14 protein-coding genes are annotated in these 17,448 nt (G+C 30.2%); 3 read left to right on the top strand and 11 right to left on the bottom strand.

The annotated features are described in order from the left end of the window. Nucleotide 1: 1 nt before the first annotated feature. The 10 genes from AJN56_RS06485 to yajC are packed head-to-tail and all read right to left on the bottom strand — an operon-like array spanning nt 2 to nt 12,454. The gene (locus AJN56_RS06485) at nt 2–2,938 is read right to left on the bottom strand and encodes a DEAD/DEAH box helicase (protein WP_002854010.1); all 2,937 of its coding nucleotides are present in this window, start codon (nt 2,936–2,938) and stop codon (nt 2–4) included. Next, the gene (locus tag AJN56_RS06490; RefSeq protein ID WP_002868630.1) at nt 2,938–3,333 is read right to left on the bottom strand and encodes a polymer-forming cytoskeletal protein; all 396 of its coding nucleotides are present in this window, start codon (nt 3,331–3,333) and stop codon (nt 2,938–2,940) included. The genes AJN56_RS06485 and AJN56_RS06490 overlap by 1 nt, the downstream gene beginning before the upstream one ends. Further along, nucleotides 3,270–4,172 (bottom strand): M23 family metallopeptidase, encoded by a 903-nt coding sequence (locus tag AJN56_RS06495; RefSeq protein ID WP_002855832.1) that lies wholly within the window; start codon nt 4,170–4,172, stop codon nt 3,270–3,272. The genes AJN56_RS06490 and AJN56_RS06495 overlap by 64 nt, the downstream gene beginning before the upstream one ends. Then, a complete protein-coding gene (locus tag AJN56_RS06500) occupies nt 4,159–5,343 on the bottom strand; it encodes a folylpolyglutamate synthase/dihydrofolate synthase family protein (RefSeq protein ID WP_074468975.1) in 1,185 nt (394 codons plus the stop codon). Before AJN56_RS06500 ends, AJN56_RS06495 begins: the two co-directional genes overlap by 14 nt. Next, complete coding sequence (locus tag AJN56_RS06505; RefSeq protein WP_002856019.1) at nt 5,309–6,706, bottom strand: hypothetical protein; 1,398 nt, start codon at nt 6,704–6,706, stop codon at nt 5,309–5,311. Before AJN56_RS06505 ends, AJN56_RS06500 begins: the two co-directional genes overlap by 35 nt. After that, the gene (gene lptE / locus AJN56_RS06510) at nt 6,690–7,202 is read right to left on the bottom strand and encodes an LPS assembly lipoprotein LptE (protein ID WP_002852685.1); all 513 of its coding nucleotides are present in this window, start codon (nt 7,200–7,202) and stop codon (nt 6,690–6,692) included. The genes AJN56_RS06505 and lptE overlap by 17 nt, the downstream gene beginning before the upstream one ends. Continuing rightward, on the bottom strand, nt 7,199–9,628 hold the full coding sequence (gene leuS, locus AJN56_RS06515) for a leucine--tRNA ligase (protein ID WP_002855948.1): 2,430 nt from the start codon (nt 9,626–9,628) through the stop codon (nt 7,199–7,201). Before leuS ends, lptE begins: the two co-directional genes overlap by 4 nt. 9 nt (nt 9,629–9,637) lie before the next feature. After that, on the bottom strand, nt 9,638–10,609 hold the full coding sequence (gene secF / locus AJN56_RS06520; RefSeq protein WP_002853635.1) for a protein translocase subunit SecF: 972 nt from the start codon (nt 10,607–10,609) through the stop codon (nt 9,638–9,640). Beyond that, nucleotides 10,609–12,189, bottom strand: a complete 1,581-nt coding sequence (gene secD, locus AJN56_RS06525) for a protein translocase subunit SecD (protein ID WP_002855740.1) — start codon at nt 12,187–12,189, stop codon at nt 10,609–10,611. The genes secF and secD overlap by 1 nt, the downstream gene beginning before the upstream one ends. Then, a complete protein-coding gene (gene yajC / locus AJN56_RS06530; RefSeq protein ID WP_002786346.1) occupies nt 12,182–12,454 on the bottom strand; it encodes a preprotein translocase subunit YajC in 273 nt (90 codons plus the stop codon). The genes secD and yajC overlap by 8 nt, the downstream gene beginning before the upstream one ends. On the opposite strand from yajC, the gene AJN56_RS06535 reads away from it, so the two are divergent. Next, nucleotides 12,427–13,752 carry an apolipoprotein N-acyltransferase gene (locus AJN56_RS06535; protein ID WP_002856545.1) on the top strand — a complete coding sequence of 442 codons (1,326 nt, stop codon included), beginning with the start codon at nt 12,427–12,429 and terminating at the stop codon, nt 13,750–13,752. The genes yajC and AJN56_RS06535 overlap by 28 nt on opposite strands. Nucleotides 13,753–13,989: 237 nt before the next feature. Here AJN56_RS06535 and metK read toward each other — a convergent pair whose 3' ends face one another. Beyond that, nucleotides 13,990–15,186 (bottom strand): methionine adenosyltransferase, encoded by a 1,197-nt coding sequence (gene metK, locus AJN56_RS06540; RefSeq protein ID WP_002869045.1) that lies wholly within the window; start codon nt 15,184–15,186, stop codon nt 13,990–13,992. Nucleotides 15,187–15,325: 139 nt separating this feature from the next. On the opposite strand from metK, the gene sstT reads away from it, so the two are divergent. Further along, a complete protein-coding gene (sstT, locus tag AJN56_RS06545; protein ID WP_002856259.1) occupies nt 15,326–16,549 on the top strand; it encodes a serine/threonine transporter SstT in 1,224 nt (407 codons plus the stop codon). 9 nt (nt 16,550–16,558) lie between these two features. After that, nucleotides 16,559–17,446 carry an aspartate carbamoyltransferase catalytic subunit gene (locus AJN56_RS06550; protein WP_002869044.1) on the top strand — a complete coding sequence of 296 codons (888 nt, stop codon included), beginning with the start codon at nt 16,559–16,561 and terminating at the stop codon, nt 17,444–17,446. Nucleotides 17,447–17,448 lie beyond the last annotated feature (2 nt).

The following is a 17,448-nucleotide window of genomic DNA, read 5'->3' on the forward strand; positions in this document are numbered from 1 at the left end:
TTTAAGCCTTTCTTAAATGCGTCAAAATTGCCTCTAAAATATCATCATCGTCTTTGCTTTTTGCCTTGATGAGTTCTTTTTCATCATTTAAAGCAGTAAATTGAATATTTTGCTCATAATTGCTAATACTTTTAAATTTATTTAAAGCTAAAATTTTAATAATAATCAAAGATAAAAATTGCTTAGTATAAATGTCAAGTTTTCCAAAGCGATCTTCAATTTCACCTTCGATCTCATAAACCTCATGAACTTGCTCACACTTGCTAAGTCTTCTATAAAGTTCTAATCTTAAGCGATCTTCGCTGATAAGTTCGCTGTTTAAAAAGGCATTAACATTGAGTTTTAAATCAAGTTTATTTTCTTTTTGATCCACTTCATTTTTACTTAAAGCATTAAGTTCATCTTCTAACATTTTAAGATATAAGCTATATCCAATTTGCTCGATATGTCCACTTTGATCCACGCCTAATAAATTTCCACCGCCACGAATTTCAAGATCATGATAAGCCAAAACAGAACCTGCACCTAAAAAAGAATTACTTTCTAAAGAAACTAGACGCTTTAAAGCATCTTTTGTGATAGCATTTTTATCTTCGATTAAAAAATAACAATAACCTTGCTTATCACTTCTTCCCACACGCCCACGCAATTGGTGCAAATCGGCCATACCAAAACGATCGCTTTTTTCTACTATAATAGTATTTGCATTAGGTAAATCAATCCCACTTTCTACGATAGAGGTACTTAAAAGCAAATCATATTCTTTGTTTTCAAATTTCAACATTTCTTCTTCTTGCACCTTGGCATCGATTTTAGAATGCAAAATCAAAATACGCAAAGTAGAAAAAAGTTCTAATAAATGTTTTTTGCATTGCTCTATACTTGCAATATGATTATGAATATAAAAAATTTGCCCACCACGTCTTAACTCTCTTGCTATAGCTTCTTTTAAAAGTGCGTCATCATTTTCTTTGACAAAAGTTCTTACATCCATTCTATCTTCTGGTGGAGTTTGCAAAACACTATAAGATTTTATAGAACTTAAAGCTTGATTTAAGCTTCTTGGTATAGGGGTTGCTGACATGGATAAAATATGTGAATTTTGAGTGATTTCTTTAAGCTTTTCTTTTTGCTTCACTCCAAATTTATGCTCTTCATCAATAATAACAAGGGCTAAATTTTCACATTCTACACTTAAAAGCGCATGAGTTCCTACAACTACACAAGCTTTATTTTCTTTTAAATTTTGTAAAACTTGTTTTTTTTCTGCACTACTTGTAAAGCGATCCAGTTTAAAAACCTCTATATCAAAAGGATCAAAACGCTTTTTTAAGGTTTTATAATGCTGATGAGAAAGCAAAGTTGTAGGCGCAAATAAAAATGCACAAAATCCACTTTTAACTACTGGATAAATAGCATTCATAGCGACTTCAGTTTTTCCAAAACCCACATCACCGCTTAAAAGCCTATCCATAACTTTTCCACTTTGAAAATCTTGCAAAATTTCATGACAAGCTTTCTCTTGATCGCTTGTATAAATAAAACCCGCACTAGTTATAAAATCAGCTTGTCTACTTAAATCCACTGTGATTTTTTTTGCTTGCACTAAAGATCTTTTAGCTGCCATAATAACAATTTCAGAAGCTATGGCTAAAAGTTTAGTTTTTAATTTTTCTTTAAGTTTAATAAAGCTTGTTTTACCTAATTTGTCTAAACTTGGAATAGATCCACTCACGCCCAAATATTTATCAATTAAATAAAGATTTTCCACTGGTAATAAAAGCTTATCAGAATTTTGATACTCTATAGCAACAAACTCTTTTTTTGCTCCGCTTATCACTATCATCTCAAGACCTAAAAATTTACCTACCCCATAATCTTCGTGTACTATATAATCCCCATTTTTAAGCTCATCTATAATCAAACTAGCTTTTTTTCTTGTTTTTTGTTTTTCTTTTTGATTTAAAGAAATGATTAGCTCTTCAGGACTAATAAGATTAAGCCTTAAATCACTTTTTACAAAATGGATATTTTGAGTATCTTCAAGCTCCAAAGCTTTAAACAAAGCTTCGTTTTTAGCTAAAAGTGTGATTTTTTTATTTTTATGAAATTCAAAAAAATCTTTATTGTAAGAACTTTGCAATTCTTTAAATTTTTTAGCTTGAGGTAAAATTTTTGCATTCACAAAACTTATATCTTTTTCATATTCGTTAATATCAAACTTTTCACAAGCTAAAAAATCAAGTTCTAAATAATTAAAAAAATCATCAATACACCAAAACCCTAAAGAATTGATATCATGTATTAAAGTATCACTTTGAAAATCTTCTAATTTGTCCTTAAAAATTTCATAATTTTCTTTGTCAAAATATTTTAAAAAAGGACAAATTTCAAAATGTTCTAGTTCGTTAGGAATAGACTTTTGACTTTGCAAATCAAAATATCTTATACTTTCAATCTCTTCGCCAAAAAGCAAAATTCTAATAGGATTTTCTTCATTGATACAAAAAATATCAATAATATCCGCACGAATTGAAATTTCACCTTTATCCTGAACTATATCTACAAATTCGTATCCCAATCTTGAAATTTCATCTTCAAAACATTTCAAATCAAAATTTTGTTTTTTATCGATATGATAATTTTGCAAATGTTTTTTTGAAGGAAGTTTTTTTAAAACAGTATTTAAAGGAGAAATAAGGATTTTTTTTTCTTCTTCTTTATGATAAGCATTTAAAATCTTGCAAAGATCAAAAAGTTCTTTGGAAAAAGCCCTTAAATCATCTCCAAACTGCGCTCTAAAATCAGGTAAAACAAAGGTTTTTAAACCCTTAAATCGTGAAACTTGAGCGAGTAAATCTGCTTGTTTTTCATCTTTACAAAGCAAAAGTTCACAAATTTTTGGATTTTGTAGGTATTCATAAAATGAAGCTTGCATTATTCTTCGTTATTATTTTCAATAAGTTTGATAGTATCTTCTTTAATTTTACTAGTTCCATTAAAGCGACCGCCATTTTCTATAGAAATTTTTTGCGTTGAAATATCGCCATTAACAACTCCGCCCGCTAAAATTTCTAAACTATTGGCCTCAAGTTGCCCTTCAAAATACCCATTTACTACAATTTTATCTGCTTGTAATTCACCTTTTAAATTTCCATTTTTTCCGATAACCACAATGCTTTCAGAATGAATAATACCACTTAACTCTCCATCAACATGAAGCATAGAAGCAAAATAAAATTTACCCTCAATTCTCGCACCTGAAGAAATTACTGTTGTTTCTGAGCTAGAGCTGGATGTTGGGCTGATACCGCCTTTATTAAAGATTGCCATGGAACTCTCCTTTCTTGATTAAAAAAATCATTCATATTTTTTCTTTGCAAATTTAAAAAATATAAAGGTTCTAAAGTTTTATTAATAAACCTTACCTCATAGTGCAAATGCGGTCCCGTAGAAAGACCTGTATTGCCGCTATAACCTATCAACTGCCCCTTGCTAACAAATTGACCTGCTTTGACTACTTCTTTGCGCATCATATGAGCAAATACTGTTTTAAAACCAAAATTATGCAATAAAATTACATTATAGCCATAGCCATTATCACTATAACCTGAAAATTCCACTACTCCACTTGCTGGTGCATAAATAGGGGTACCAATTTCTGCTCTTAAATCAATACCAGGATGAAATTCCCTTCTTTTTAAAAGCGGATGCTCTCTCCAGCCAAAATTTCCTGTAATGCCTTTATTTTCAATAGGCCATCCATTAGGAATTTGTCCCAAAATTCCAAGTTGCTGCTCATTGGTAAGCTGAAGATTATCAAGTCTTGCACTAATTGTAAGATTATTTTCTACTTCTAAGCCCAAAGCCTCTTCAAAAGAAGCTATTTTATCTTCTATAGCTGCATACTGCTGGGTTTTTTCTTCTATGCTTTTTTGCATTTGCGAATTAGATAATTCCAATTCTTTGCTTTTTTTCAAAAGCTCCTCACGCTTTTCACTGATATCGCTAAGTTTGCTATCGAGATATTTGATATAAAAACCACTAAAAACTAAAAATAAAACAATAAAAGCAATAGTATAAAAAACTATTTTTTTGATTATTTGATTTAAATAAAAATGTCTTGAACCGTTAATATCTGTAATGGTAATAGTGAATTTATTTTTTACCACACCACTCCTTTAAAAAATTTTCTACCAGCATAAAAGAACCAAAAACTAGATTTTTTTTATTCTCTTCTAATTTTACAAATTCTTTGCATTGTATACCTAGCTTTGATGCAATACTATAAATTTCATCATCGGCCAGCTTTCGTTCTGCACTTTTATATTTATATATTTGTATTGTATCAATAATAGGCTTTAATGTATTTAAAATTTGAAAAATATCCTTATCCAAATAAGCATTATAAATAAGATTTATTTTTTCTCCTTGAAATTTATCAAGCATAGCCTTAGCAGCCATGGGATTATGACCCACATCAACAAAAAAATTTGGAGAAATTTCTTGGCATCTTCCTTGTAAATTTAACTCTTGTAACTTTTTTAAAGCTTCTAAGGTTTTTTCTTGCGAAGTTAAAATTTCACAAGCCTTTAATGCAAGCTTTAAATTATGCTTTAAAAAACAAGGTAAAACAAACTTTTCACAATAAATCTCAAATTTTTCTTTCAAAAAAGGATTTAAAGAAGAAACTTGCAAATTAGCTTTTTTTAAAAAAGCAATTTTTTTTGCTAAATTTAAAACATTTTGCTCTTGCTCATCACTTATAAGTGCTATAGGCGCCATAACTTTAAGCTTGGTTCTTGCAATATCTTCTAAAGAATTGCCCAAAATTTGAATATGGTCAAATCCAATTCTTGTAAAAATATTCATTCTTCTTTCAAAAACAGAAGTAGCATCATATTCTCCACCCACTCCTGCTTCTAAAACAATAAAATCACATTTTTGAAATAAAATCATAGCTAAAAAAGTAGCATATTCAAAATAACTTAATTTTTGCAAGTCTTGTTTAAAAATTTCTTCAAGTCTTATATGAGCTTGTTCTAATTCTTCATCATTTGCAATCTTACCATCAAGATAAAATCTTTCATTAAAACTGAAAATGTGCGGACTAGTATAATGCCCTATTTTATAATTTAAATTTTCTAAAAGTTGGGTTAAATATCTACCCGTGCTACCTTTACCATTTGTGCCTATAAGTTGGATTATGGGAATATTTTTAAAATATTTCTTATATTTTTCATACATTCTAAACATCAAAAAACGATCAATTTTATCGTAATTTATACTTTTTTGAGCTAAAAAATTCTCAACTTTCATTATATTGTTCATTAACCGCTGCAATTTGCTTTATTAACTCATCTAAAATATTAATACTTGGCTTACTTTGCTTATCAAGATAAGCCACGTGAATTTTAGGAGTTATAATATCTTGCTTATAAATAAATCTAAAATTTTCTATAGTTTTAAGATTTGTATTTACAAGCTGTGTAATTTCATCTTTGCTTTTTCCTGGCGAAACAATCAAATAACTCTTTTCATCTATCATCCACAATTCATCAAATTCGCTACAAGAATCTTTTAAAATTTTTTTAAATCGAACAAAAATTTCATTCAAACTTCCCATACCGTATTTTTCCATAATGAAACGGTAATTTACTATAGAAAATAAAGCTAAAGAATAATTAACTTTATACTTATTAAAATTTTCATCCATTTTATCAAGCTCTTTAAGAACACTCCAAGCCTCTCTCTCTTCTAAGCTTTGCGTGAATTCAATTTGATTATTTAAAGATGTAATTTTTTCTCCAAGTTGTTTAAATTTTAGTTTTAAATCCTCAAAACTAAGTTTTACTTCCCCATTTTCATCTGGTTTTAAAGTATTGATAAAATCCATATTTTTTTCATTCGATTTATTAAGTAAGACAAGCAATTCATAGATTTTTTTTAGATTATCATTAAAAAAATTTAAATTTTTTTGGACATACATATTATCAACCATTATACGATGATTTATAAATTCCATTAGTTCATTTTTAAAATTTTCTTCGCCTATTACAAAAGGCTTTTGTGTTAAATTTTGTATAAAACCTTGAATTTTTAAATCTTCTACCAATGAAGGATTTAAACCCAAGCATAATAATTCACTAAAGTGCTCATAACTACGCTCTTCAAGTTTAACTAAGAGTTTTTTAATCACGCTATCATAATCATCATATTTACTAATACCATATTTGCGAGCTTGTTCTTCTAAGTCATTTTCATCGTAATTTCTTTCAAGCTCTTTCCATTTTTTAGTAAGCAAGTAAATACTTTCACTATCCATAGTTTTAGAAATTCTAATCGAAGTCACCTTAGCCAAATCTCTTATCTTTTTATCCTTACTTATTTGCAAAGTTTTAGATATGGTATATAAAAAATCAAAAAATTCACTAAATTGTTTTCCGCTTTGTCTATTTAAAACAGAAATTAAAAAACTAATTAGTTCTTCTAAACTTCTTATAGTTTTAGAATTTAATTCTTGTTGATAAATCGGTAAAAGCAAGGTTTTGTATTTATCAAGTTTAGCCTTATTTGAACTTGTAATACCATATTTTAAAGATAATTCTTCAAAAATTTCCGTATAATTTTCAGGAGTTGGTTTTAGTTTTCTTTCTTTTAATGCAATTAAAGTTTGCTTTGCTATTTCATTAGTATTTGGAATCACGTTTTTGCCCTTTAATAGCAATTACGGAAATAAACTCATCAAATGCCTCGCTTGAAGCTGCTCGAATAGCCTCATACCTTGCAGAATCACTAATAATACTATTTGGAGAAATTTCAAAATTATAACTTCCACTTGTACTAAAAGCCTGACTTGAACCATCTTTAAAGACAACATTAAAATCTAAATTTAATTTAGCTTTATAACTAATGACATAACCATTTTTATCATAAGCTAAAGGAATAAATTCTAAATTATTCATTTTAACATTAATTACATCATCTGCCTCATGTTTTAAAGCAAGCTTACGCCCTAATTTTGAAATTACCATTTCTTTTAAAGTATCGGCAACATAGATACTATTTTTTGGGTCTTGTTGACTTAATTCAACATTAACATAAACTTTCTCATCGAAAATATTATTAGCGATTTTTGATGTAGGAATATATCCACAAGCACCTAAAAATAAACCAATACAAAAAATTAAAATCTTTTTCATTTAATCACTAGATTAACTAGCTTTCCTTCCACATAAATTTCTTTAACTATACTCTTGCCTTCAAGCCATTTAGCAGTATTTTCTTTTGCAAAAGCTAAAATTTCTTCTTTGCTCGCACTACTTGAAATTTCAAATTCAGCCCTTTTTTTACCATTAATACTTACAGCTAAATTTAAAGTATCTTTTACAAAAACCTCTTCTTTGAGTTCTAATTTTTTGAAATTTTTACATTTAAAAAGCTCCTCGCTAAGCTCAAAACAAACATGAGGAATGATAGGCTCTAAAATATTTAAAATAATATAAAAAGCCTCTTGCTCCAAAGCCTCATTTTTACAAAGCGCTAAAGCATTTAAAGCCTCCATACAGGCTGCAATTAAAGTGTTAAAAGCAAAACTTTGATGATAAACTTCAAAAGATTTTTTCAAAGCTTCATATACCTTTAATCTTGCATATTTTTCTTCTTTGTTTAAATTTTCTTGTTTTAATTCTACAAGCTCACCTTTTTTAACATTTTGCGCCCTATCATAGAGTTTGCAAATAAATCTATAAGCCCCTTCAACAGCATCATCATTCCATTCAAGCTCTTTAGCCGGAGGCGCAGCAAAAAGTATAAAAAGTCTTGCGGTATCAGCACCGTATTTTTCTATAATCTCATCAGGATCTACAACATTGCCTTTTGATTTTGACATTTTAGCACCATCTTTTAACACCATACCCTGAGTTAAAAGTCTATCAAAAGGTTCATTTTGCGTTAAATAACCCAAGTCTCTTAAAGCTTTTTGGAAAAATCTCGCATAAAGTAAATGCAAGATTGCATGTTCAATACCACCTATATATTGATCCACACTCATCCAATACTTCACACTTTTTTCATCTAAAGCTTTTTCCTGCCAAGTTTTCTCATCACTTGCAAAACGTGCAAAATACCAAGAACTTTCAAAAAAAGTATCTAAAGTATCGCTTTCTTTTTGAGCCTCTTTGCCACATTTAGGACAAATACAATTTTTCCAAGTTGGATGTTTATCAAGTGGATTGCCCTCTCCTGTAATTTGCACATCTTCAGGCAGAGTAATAGGTAAATTTTCTAGTTTTTGAGGTACTATACCACAGCTTTGACATTTAATCATAGGAATAGGCGCACCCCAATATCTTTGACGCGAAACACCCCAATCACGAATTTTAAAATTTACAACCCTTTTTCCTATATTTTTAGCTTCAAACTGAGAAATAATTTTTAATCTTGCCTCATTACAATCAAGATTATCAAATTCTTGACTATGGATTAATTTTCCTGATTTTTGCGTATAAGGTAAATTTTCTTGAGTTTGAATAACTTGTTTGATGGCAAGATTATATTTTGTTGCAAATTCAAAATCTCTTTCATCATGAGCTGGAACAGCCATAACCGCTCCACTACCATAATCAGCCAAGATAAAATTAGCCACCCATAAAGGAATTTTTTCTCCGCTTAAAGGATGAATGGCATAAATTCCTAAAAAATAACCTTCTTTTTCAGAACTTTGTCTTTCTCTTGGGCTTTGATTTTGAATAGCTTTGATTTTATTTAATACATCTTGATTTAATAAATTTTGCGAAAGCAAATTTTGAACAATTTTATGTTCTGGAGCTAAAGCGATATACGAAACTCCATAAATTGTATCTGCTCTTGTAGTAAAAACTTCTAAAGAACTTTCTTTAGTTTTTTGCTTGCTTTCTTCGTCTAAATTTAAAGAAAATTCCAAACCTTCGCTTTTACCAATCCAATTTTCTTGCATAGTTAAAACTTGATTAGGCCATTTATCTTTTAATTCTTCTAAATCTTTTAAAAGTTCCTCAGCATAAGCAGTGATTTTTACATAATAACCTGGCATTTTTTTCTGCGCCACTTCATGACCACAACGCCAACATTTTCCGTCTTCAACTTGCTCATTAGCCAAAACCGTTTGATCTTGCTCACACCAATTCACATTTGCTTCTTTAGTGTAAATCAAACCTTTTTCAAACATCTTAATAAAAAATTCTTGCTCAAATTTTGTATAAAGTGGATCTGAAGTAGCAAGCATTCTTTTTTTAGAAAAAGAAAAACCTAAAGAAAAAAGTTCTTTTTTCATATAAGCTATATTTTCATAAGTCCATGACTTAGGATGAATTTTATGTTTAATAGCTGCGTTTTCAGCAGGCATACCAAAGCTATCAAAACCTATAGGATGCAAAACATTAAATCCTATCTTGCGATAATATCTTGCTAAAGCATCACCTATAGTATAATTTCTTACATGCCCCATGTGAATGCGTCCGCTAGGATAAGGAAACATTGATAAAATATATTTTTTAGGCAAATTTAAATCATCTTTTGGCTCAAAATATTCATTTTCATCCCAAATTTTTTGCCATTTTTTTTCTATTAAACTTGCTTCATAAGCCATAAATTCTCCTTACACTGTTCCTTTTTCATACATTGCACGATTGCGTTCTTTATCTTGTTTTCTTTTTGCTTTTTCAATTTCTTTATTTCTAAACTCAAGCACACTAAATTTAAACCATAATAATGTCGGACTTGCAACAAAAATAGAGCTTAAAGTTCCCGCTATAATACCTACAATTAAAGCCAAAGAAAATCCTTGTATCATTTCCCCGCCAAAGAAATAAAGTATCACAACGGTTGCTAAAGTTAACCCTGAAGTTAAAACCGTTCTTGATAAAGTTGCTGAAACACTTTCATTGATAATAGGTGCAAGTTCGGTTTTTTTACTTGTTTTAATGCCTTCTCTGATTCTATCAAAAATAATAATTGTATCATTCAAAGAGTACCCAAGCACAGTTAAAACAGCAGCCAAAGTATCTAGATTGACATCAATTTTAAATAAAGAAATTGCCCCTAAAGTAATCACAACATCATGAATTTCACTGATTATAGCCGCGAGAGCAAAACGCCACTCAAAACGCAACGCTATATAAATTAAAATTGCTATCAAAGATACAGCTATAGCCATAAGTCCCTTATTTCTAAGTTCATCACCTACTTTTGGACCTACCACATCAGCACGACGCACTTCAAATTTTCCCGTATCCTTTAAAAGAGTGCTTATATGCTCACCTATATCATTGCTTACATTATCATTACTTCCTAAAAAGCGTATGGTTACTTCCTCATTGCTTCCAAATTCAGTTACAGATAAATTTTGAAAAGTTCCTTGTTTTTCTAAAATTTCTCGGATTTGTGTTATAGGAGCTGCATTTTCATATTTAAGCTGAACTAAAGTTCCCCCGCTAAAATCAATGCCATATTGCAAACCCCTATCCCAAAGCAAATAAATAGAACCAAAAAACAAAATAAAAGAAAGAGAAATAGCAGCAAAACGCATTCTCATAAAATCATAAATTTTCTTTTCGCTAAAAAACTGCATTATCTTCTCCTGTAACCAAACCAAAATCTTGTATTATTACTTTTTTCTATGCGTTGCATAAAATAATCAAACATTCCGTGAGTTCCTAAAATAGCTGTAATCATAGAAACAACGATACCAATTCCCAAAGTCACAGCAAAACCTTTAACTGCTCCTGTTCCATAGGCATAAAGTGCCACCGAAGTAACTAAAGAAGTGATATTTGAATCTATAATCGCACTCATAGCATTTTTATAACCTTGTTCTATACTAGCTCTTATATTTACTCCATCTCGCAAGAGTTCTCGTATGCGCTCATTGATAATCACATTTGCATCTACTGCCATACCCACAGTTAAAACAAGTCCTGCCATCCCTGGTAAAGTTAAAGTTGCTCCAAACATAGCCATAACAGCCACTACTACCAAAACATTAACTAGCATTGCAATATTTGCAAAAATTCCTGCCACACCGTAATACATCATCATAAATATTACAATAAAAACCGATGCACCGATTAAGGCTATCATACTCATTTTGATACTATCAGCACCTAAAGATGGTCCTATACTTCTTTGTTCAAGTAATTTTACAGGCGCAAGCAAAGCTCCACTTCTTAAAGCTACCGCCACATCACGCGCTTCTTCTTGGGTAAAAGCTCCACTGATTTGCCCACTACCTCCACCTATGCGTTCATTGATAGATGGGGCAGAATACACTTTATTATCAAGTACAATAGCAAGACGCTTTCCAACATTTGCTCCTGTATAATCAGCAAATTTTTTAGAACCCTCGGCATTTAAAGTAAAATTAATCACAGGATAATTACTCTTATCACTAATCCCTACTCTAGCATCAGTAAGCATAGATCCATCTAAAATAGGTATGCTTTTTAAGGTATATTTTAAATTTGGATTTCTAGAATCAGGTACTAAAATCAGTCCATAACTCGCAGCCTCAGCATCACTCATTGTAGAAGCTTGACCCATTTTAGAATCATCAACTTCCATAAGTTGCAAATGTGCTGCTTTTGTGATGCGTTCTTTTGCTCTTAGTTCATCTTCTTTGGTTTTAATCCCTGCAAGTTCAACCAAAATCTTATCATCACCTTGTTTAGCAACTGTTGGCTCTGCTAAACCAAATTGATCAAGCCTATTTCTTATGGTTTCAACTGCTTGCAAAAGTGCAAAATTTTCTATATTTTTTACTTCTTCTGAGGTAAAAGAAATTTTATAGTGCATATTTTCACTTTGTATATTAATTCCTTTTATTTCTTTAAGCAAATTTTCAACTTTTGCAATATCTGCATTATCAAGCAAAGTAAATTCTAAAATATCATCATGGGTATTTAAGCCATCATTTAAAATATTTTCTTTATTAAAAGAATAACTCAATGAAGATGCAATTGATTTTATTTTAGATTTTACAGCTTCTTCATTATCTACACCTAAGAGCATATAAAGCCCGCCTTGCAAATCAAGCCCTAAATTAATCTTCGCACCACGTTCTGACTGCAAAAAAGAAGGGAGTGAAAAAGCCACTCCAAAAATAAATACCGCTATAAAAATAATCAAGCGATAATTGATTTTAGAATTACGCATCAATTTTCTTTGCTATAAATTCTCTTGAAATTTTTGCAGTAACATTGTCTTCATTAAGCTTAACTTTGATAAAATCCTCCTCTGGTTTTACGACTTCACAAATAAGTCCGCCATTAGTGATGATTTTATCTCCTTTTTGCAAAGACTCAAGCATTTGTTTATGTGCTTTTGCTTGTTTTTGTTGCGGTCTGATCACCAAGAAATAAAAAATTGCAAATAACACTACAAGAGGTAACAATGAAGTTAAAATTGAATTTTCTGCCATATTTTTCCTTTATTCCAAAAAAATTAAACACTAATTCTATCATTTTTAAAATAATAAAAGTCTTTTTTATTGCAATTTTACTTTCAAATTCTATTTATCTATCATTTTTTGAAAATATTTTTACACAAACTATTAGCCCATTTTTAGCTATTTGGGGGTTAGTTTTACTTCTAAAAAGTAAAAATTCTAAACAATATTTTTGGATAGGTTTTTTTGTAGGGATTCTTTGGTTTTGGTGGATTGGTTTATCTTCAATTTATTTTAATCTAAACTATTTAGTGCCAATTATACCAATTATCATTGGTTTTATTTATGGACTACTTTTTAGATTATGTTATTTATTAAAATTTGATTTTTTAAGGCTTTGTGGAATTTTTTGCATAAGTTTTATTCATCCTTTAGGATTTGATTGGCTTAATTGGGGAATTTTTACAGTTTATGGTTTTTTTGACCCAAGTTATCGTGGTATTATTTGCATATTTTTAATAGCATATTTCATCTATGAGGGTTATATATCAAGATATTATAAAATAGCCATTGTTCTTATTTTATTCTTTAGTGGATTTCAATATAATGAAAAACAAGCTCAAACTCTTAATTTAAACTATAAACTCATCAATACTAATATCTCTCAAGATCAAAAATTTTTACAAGAAAATTTAAAATCAAATTCTGATATCTTAATTCAAGATATACTTCAAGCTATAAATGAAAAAAAAGAACTTGTAATCTTGCCTGAAACCGCTTTTGCTTTTGATTTAAAAAATACCAAATACGAGCTCATGCTTAAAGAATTATCTTATAAAATCACCATTATTACAGGAGCATTTCATGTTGAAAAAGAACATACTTACAATAGCACTTATATCTTTAAAAAAGGCAATGTCTATATTTTAAATAAGCATTTTTTAGTTCCCTTTGGTGAAGAAATTCCATTTTTTAAAGACTTAACAAAAAAATATTTTCTTAAAAATATTGAAGAATTTTCTAAAGGTCCTATACAAAGCAAATATAAATTAGATAATCAAATTATCACAAATGCAATTTGTTATGAAGCTACCAAAGAACAAAACTATCAAAATTCACAAATTATTATAGCCCTAAGCAACAATGCTTGGTTTAATAATAGCAGCGAATACAAACTCCAGCAACTCTTAATGAAATTTTATGCAAGTAAATATGGGGTTAGTGTTTATCATGCTACAAATGGCAAAGAGAATATAGTTATACTCCCTAAAAAGCTTTTAAGTAAAGATTGGAAAAATTTATCCAAAGAAATATTTAATGATAAAAAATAATATTAAAAATTTTAATTTTAAAGTAATTTAAGTTATTTTATATTATAATTCTGTCAAACAATATTTTGACTTAGAGGGGTTTTTACCCCAAAGCTAAATTAATTTAGTTTCCTTCCTAACTTTTATATTTATGGGGGATATTGAAAAATATCCCTCTAAGTCAAAAATTAATATAACCTCATTAATTCTTTATAATTATACAAGCCTTATTTAAGCTTGTATAATATTGTTAATTTTTTAAAGTAGCTTTTTAAACTGTTCTAGAGCATCAAGTTTTTCCCAAGGATAGTCCTTTTGTCCTACTTGCCCACGAGCTGCTACATCCGCATAAAGAAAAGTTTCTTTACTTGGTTTATCCAGATGAAATTGATCACGAATCCAATTTGGTGTTAAAGAGAAATTTTGCATAACAAAATCACTTAAAACATCGTCATTTACACTAGTATTTGTGCCCATACAATCTACGCTTACCGAAGTAGGTTTTGCAACACCTATAGCATAGCTAAGTTGAACAATACATTTTTTAGCAAGCCCTGCTGCAACTATGTTTTTAGCTAGCCATCTACCTGCATAAAGTCCACTTCTATCAACCTTAGTATAATCTTTGCTCGATTGTGCGCCACCACCTATTGGAGAATAACCTCCAAAACTATCTACTATAAGCTTTCTTCCTGTTAAACCACTATCATGCAAAGAAGAATGATTAACATATTTACCGGTTGGATTAATTAAAATTCTAGTTTTATTAGGATCAAAAAGTTCTTTTGGTAAATTACTATCTAAGATAAGTTTCATCACCAAAGATCTTAAATCTTCTATTTTCATACTTTCAACACAAGGTGCAGAAACTACTATAGTATGGATACTTTGCGGTTTGCAATTTTCAAAATTTGCCTTAGTACCATAATCAATAGTTACTTGAGTTTTAATATCTACTCCAAGTTCATGTGGATTTGCTTTTGCATAAGCATAAACTCTATCGCATAGCATTCTTGCATAACTAATAGCTGCTGGCATGTATTCTTCAGCTTCGCAACTTGCAAAACCAAACATAATACCTTGATCACCTGCTCCTGTTTCGCCATCTTCTTGATCGACACCTTGATTGATATCAGGGCTTTGTTCATTTAAAAACACCATAACATCAACTTCATCAGGATGCAAACACTGCTCTTTACTAAAATGCCCTGCTCCGTCATAACCAATGTTTTTTAAAACATCTTTAACTAAATTATCGTAATCAGCTTTACTAAGCTTGTGATTTGACTTAACTTCGCCTCCTATCACAACCTTATTTCCTGCGACAAAAACCTCACTCGCCACCCTTGAATTTTTGTCATTTTTCAAGAGTATATCCACTATCGTATCAGCGATTATATCAGCGCACTTGTCTGGATGACCTGCACTTACGACTTCTGAAGTGAATAGATACATAAAAAGTCCTTTCATTTAAAATGAACCACAATTGTATCCAAATAAACTTATCAAAGCTTGATAAATTAAAAATTTACTAAAATTAAGCAAAAGTTAGTTAAAATCAACTTCTGATATAAAAAATATTTAAAAGGTTTTTATGTTTTCTAAAATCATTCAAAGCTACGCTAAAGGCAACCTCATAGTTCAAATTTGTATAGGTATAGTACTAGGAATACTCATAGGCATTAGTTCTAAAGAAATATCTGAAATTGCAAATTTACTCGGAATACTTTTTACAAGTGCCTTAAAAGCTATCGCTCCTATGCTTGTTTTTATTTTAATTTTAACCTCAATTTGCACTAAAGATTTTTCTCAAAGTGGTGCTAAGATCAAAAATATTATTATTTTGTATATAGTAGGCACCTTTCTTGCTTCAGCTTGTGCGGTTCTTGCTAATTTTTTCTTCCCTGTAAAGCTTGTTTTAGATGGAGTTCAAACCGCTACAAACTCATCTCCAACCCACATGAGTGAGATTTTCAAAGATCTTTTATTTAAAATTGTCGATAATCCTATAAATGCTCTTTCAAGTGGAAATTATTTAGGAATTTTAACTTGGGCAATAGCTGGAGGTATAGCATTAAAACACTGTTCTAACGAAGCAAAACAAGTTTTTATAGATATCAATGAAGGGGTTTTAAAAATTGTTAAATTTATAGTAAAACTTGCTCCTTTTGGAATTTTTGGACTTGTGGCTAATTCTGTAGCACAAACAGGAGCGCAAGGTTTACTAAGCTATGTAAAACTCTTAATTTTACTTGTAGCTACTATGCTTTTTGTTACTTTTGTTATCAATGCCTTAATAGTCTTTTTTTATACAAGAAAAAATCCTTTTCCTTTGATTTTTATCTGCTTAAGGCACAGTGCATTTTTTGCCTTTTTTACAAGAAGTTCAGCGGCAAATATTCCTGTAAATATGGCACTTTGCGCTAAACTTGGCATAGATAAAGAATTTTATGGCATTTCTATACCTTTAGGAGCTACTATCAACATGGCAGGAGCAGCAGTTACTATAGCTATTTTAAGTCTTACTGCAGCCAATACCGTTGGTATAGAAATCAGTCTTTTACAAGCCTTTTTATTAAGCATTATTGCCACCTTTGCAGCTTGTGGGGCTAGCGGAGTTGCGGGCGGATCTTTACTGCTTATACCTTTGGCTTGTTCTTTATTTAATATAGACTATGATATTGCTATGAAGGTAGTTGCCATAGGTTTTATTATAGGGGTTATTCAAGATAGTGTTGAAACTGCTTTAAATAGTTCTACAGATGTTCTTTTTACAGCAATTTGTTCTAAAAATGAATTAAATTACAATATCAAATAAGGTAAAAACATGCGTCATCTCATCACTGCAAAGGATTTTAATAAAGTCGAAATTATGGAGCTTTTTAAAGAAGCAAGTGATTTCTTAGATGAAAAACCTAGAACTTTTCTTAAAGGAAAAAGTATCACGACAATTTTTTTTGAAAACTCTACACGCACCCTTTCATCTTTTGAAAGCGCTGCAAGAAGATTAGGTGCTAGGGTTTTACGCCTTGATGTTTCAAGATCAAGCTCTAGCAAAGGAGAAACTCTTTATGATACTGCTGCTAATTTAGATGCCATGAGTCCTAATGCTATTGTTGTAAGACACGCAAACTCAGGAGTTCCTTTGATATTAGCAAAGCATATGCATTGTCCAGTTGTTAATGGAGGAGATGGAAAACACGCCCATCCTACCCAAGCTTTGCTAGATTTATTTACTATTTATAATCATTTTCAAGGTGATGTCGAAGGTAAAAAAATTTGCATCGTAGGTGATATTAAAAACTCTCGTGTAGCAGCGTCTAATATAGAACTTTTAAGCAGATTTAATCTTGATATTACCCTAGTAGCTCCACCGCATTTTATGCCTAATACCCATCTTAAAAAACATTATAAGCTTGATGAGAATATCATAGCAAATTCAGATATTATCATGAGTCTTAGAACACAAACAGAAAGACATAATAAAACCGTTTACGCTTCACTTAAAGACTATGCAAATGATTTTTGTATTCAAAAAAGCTTAGTAAAAGATAAAAAGCTTATTTTACTACATCCAGGCCCTGTAAATCGCAATATTGACATAAGCGATGAAATGATGAGCGATGAAAGAACCTTAGTTTTAAAACAAGTTAAAAATGGAGTGGCCATTAGAATGGCTGTTCTTAAAAAACTCATATTAGAAAATGAAGGATAAAA

The organism is Campylobacter sp. BCW_4319 (assembly GCF_001764435.1).
GTDB classification, from domain to species: domain Bacteria; phylum Campylobacterota; class Campylobacteria; order Campylobacterales; family Campylobacteraceae; genus Campylobacter_D; species Campylobacter_D jejuni.

What these genes read in the sequence shown, in the direction of transcription:
- AJN56_RS06485 (WP_002854010.1), bottom strand. Translation starts at nt 2,938, where the DNA reads ATGCAAGCTTCATTTTATGAATACCTACAAAATCCAAAAATTTGTGAA.
- AJN56_RS06490 (WP_002868630.1), bottom strand. Translation starts at nt 3,333, where the DNA reads ATGGCAATCTTTAATAAAGGCGGTATCAGCCCAACATCCAGCTCTAGC.
- lptE (WP_002852685.1), bottom strand. Translation starts at nt 7,202, where the DNA reads ATGAAAAAGATTTTAATTTTTTGTATTGGTTTATTTTTAGGTGCTTGT.
- leuS (WP_002855948.1), bottom strand. Translation starts at nt 9,628, where the DNA reads ATGGCTTATGAAGCAAGTTTAATAGAAAAAAAATGGCAAAAAATTTGG.
- secF (WP_002853635.1), bottom strand. Translation starts at nt 10,609, where the DNA reads ATGCAGTTTTTTAGCGAAAAGAAAATTTATGATTTTATGAGAATGCGT.
- secD (WP_002855740.1), bottom strand. Translation starts at nt 12,189, where the DNA reads ATGCGTAATTCTAAAATCAATTATCGCTTGATTATTTTTATAGCGGTA.
- AJN56_RS06535 (WP_002856545.1), top strand. Translation starts at nt 12,427, where the DNA reads ATGAAGTTAAAATTGAATTTTCTGCCATATTTTTCCTTTATTCCAAAA.
- yajC (WP_002786346.1), bottom strand. Translation starts at nt 12,454, where the DNA reads ATGGCAGAAAATTCAATTTTAACTTCATTGTTACCTCTTGTAGTGTTA.
- metK (WP_002869045.1), bottom strand. Translation starts at nt 15,186, where the DNA reads ATGTATCTATTCACTTCAGAAGTCGTAAGTGCAGGTCATCCAGACAAG.
- sstT (WP_002856259.1), top strand. Translation starts at nt 15,326, where the DNA reads ATGTTTTCTAAAATCATTCAAAGCTACGCTAAAGGCAACCTCATAGTT.
- AJN56_RS06550 (WP_002869044.1), top strand. Translation starts at nt 16,559, where the DNA reads ATGCGTCATCTCATCACTGCAAAGGATTTTAATAAAGTCGAAATTATG.